2 pseudogenes are annotated in these 1599 nt (G+C 37.5%); both read left to right on the top strand.

Going from position 1 to position 1599, the window contains the following annotated elements:
* Positions 1-848 (top strand): annotated as a pseudogene (locus ABZC96_RS09915) (phosphomannomutase/phosphoglucomutase); the annotation flags it as partial.
* Positions 845-1599, top strand: a pseudogene (locus tag ABZC96_RS09920) (glucose-6-phosphate isomerase); the annotation flags it as partial. The pseudogenes ABZC96_RS09915 and ABZC96_RS09920, both read left to right, overlap by 4 nt.

Genomic DNA, 1599 nt, shown 5'->3' on the forward strand with positions numbered 1-1599 from the left:
TAGATGGAGGTAATGGTGTTGCAGACACTGTTATAACAGATATTTTTGATGCTTTGAAATTTAATTATACAGGACTCTATCTTGAACCGGACGGTACTTTTCCAAATCACCATCCGGACCCTTCTGTAGAAAAGAACCTTGTAGATGTTAAAGCCGCTTTGGCTAAAGATGGAGACATCGCTTTTGCTTATGATGGAGATGCTGACCGTATCGCCGTACTCACACATAAACATAACATTAAAGGTGACCAAATGGCACTGCTCTATGCCATGAAGATGCAAAATCCTACCGTTATAGGTGAAGTCAAATGTTCACAAGTTATGTATGATGAACTCGAACGTCGTGGGGCTACCGCTATCATGTATAAAACAGGACACTCTAACTTAAAAGTAAAAATGAAAGAGACGAATGCAGACTTAGCCTGTGAAGTAAGTGGACACATCTTCTTCAAGCACCGTTATTTCGGTTATGATGATGCCATTTATGCGACACTTAGAATGTTAGAGCTCATTCATGATGGTATTGATATAGATAAAGAGATTGATGCACTTCCAACTGTTTTTTCCACTGAAGAGATAAAAGTAGAGACCACAGAAGAAGAGAAGTTTGCTATTATCGATAAAGTCAAAGAACTTCTTAAAAACCCACCTGCAGATTTTCCTAAAATGCTTAATATCATCGATGTAGATGGTGTACGTATCAACTTTGAAAAGGGATGGGGACTTGTCAGAGCAAGTAACACCACACCTGTACTTGTCACACGGTTTGAATCTACCGATGAAGCATTAGCAAAAGAGTATGAGTTAAAAGTCAATGCACTTATCATCCATGCAAAGAGTCTACTATGATCAATAAACTTTATTTTACTTCACAAGATACTCATATACAGCAAAAAGCTTTTAAGGCTATTGTGGAAGAACAAACAAGTATTGGTTATTACGCTCTTCCAGATCAAGACATCACACCTATATTAGAGTATTGTGATTCTATTCCAAATTCTGTAGAGAGTATCGCTGTCATCGGTATAGGAGGAAGTTCTTTAGGTGCTAAAGCCATATATGAATTTATAAAACCCCTGAATGGGCTTTCAAGAAAGCTTTACTTTTTTGAAAGTACAGACCCTATCAATATCACCACCCTGCTTTCAAAAATAGATCTTGAGAAAACCCATTTTCTTGTGATCTCAAAATCAGGAAATACTGTAGAGACCTTCTCCATTTATAAATACATCTATTCACTTCAAAGTGATCCTTCAGCCTATACTTTCATCACCGATCCAGACTCCCCGCTTGAAAAGTATGCCAATGAGATCAATGCGACTGTACTGCATCTTCCCAACAACGTAGGAGGAAGGTTCTCTGTACTCTCTACCGTAGGCCTAGTTCCCTTAGCACTATGTGGTATAGACATACAAGCTCTTTTAAATGGTGCAAAAACTATAAAACAAAGCTTTTTTAATGATGGATACTTGAAAGATACACTTCTTAAAAAAGCTGTCTATTACGCAAAAAATCATGCTCAGTATAATATCAACTGTATTTTCGCCTACTCTGAAACACTCAAATACTTCTGTGAATGGTATGTACAGCTTTGGGGTGA

It is taken from the genome of Sulfurovum sp. (genome assembly GCF_041551015.1).
In the GTDB taxonomy this organism is placed as follows: domain Bacteria; phylum Campylobacterota; class Campylobacteria; order Campylobacterales; family Sulfurovaceae; genus Sulfurovum.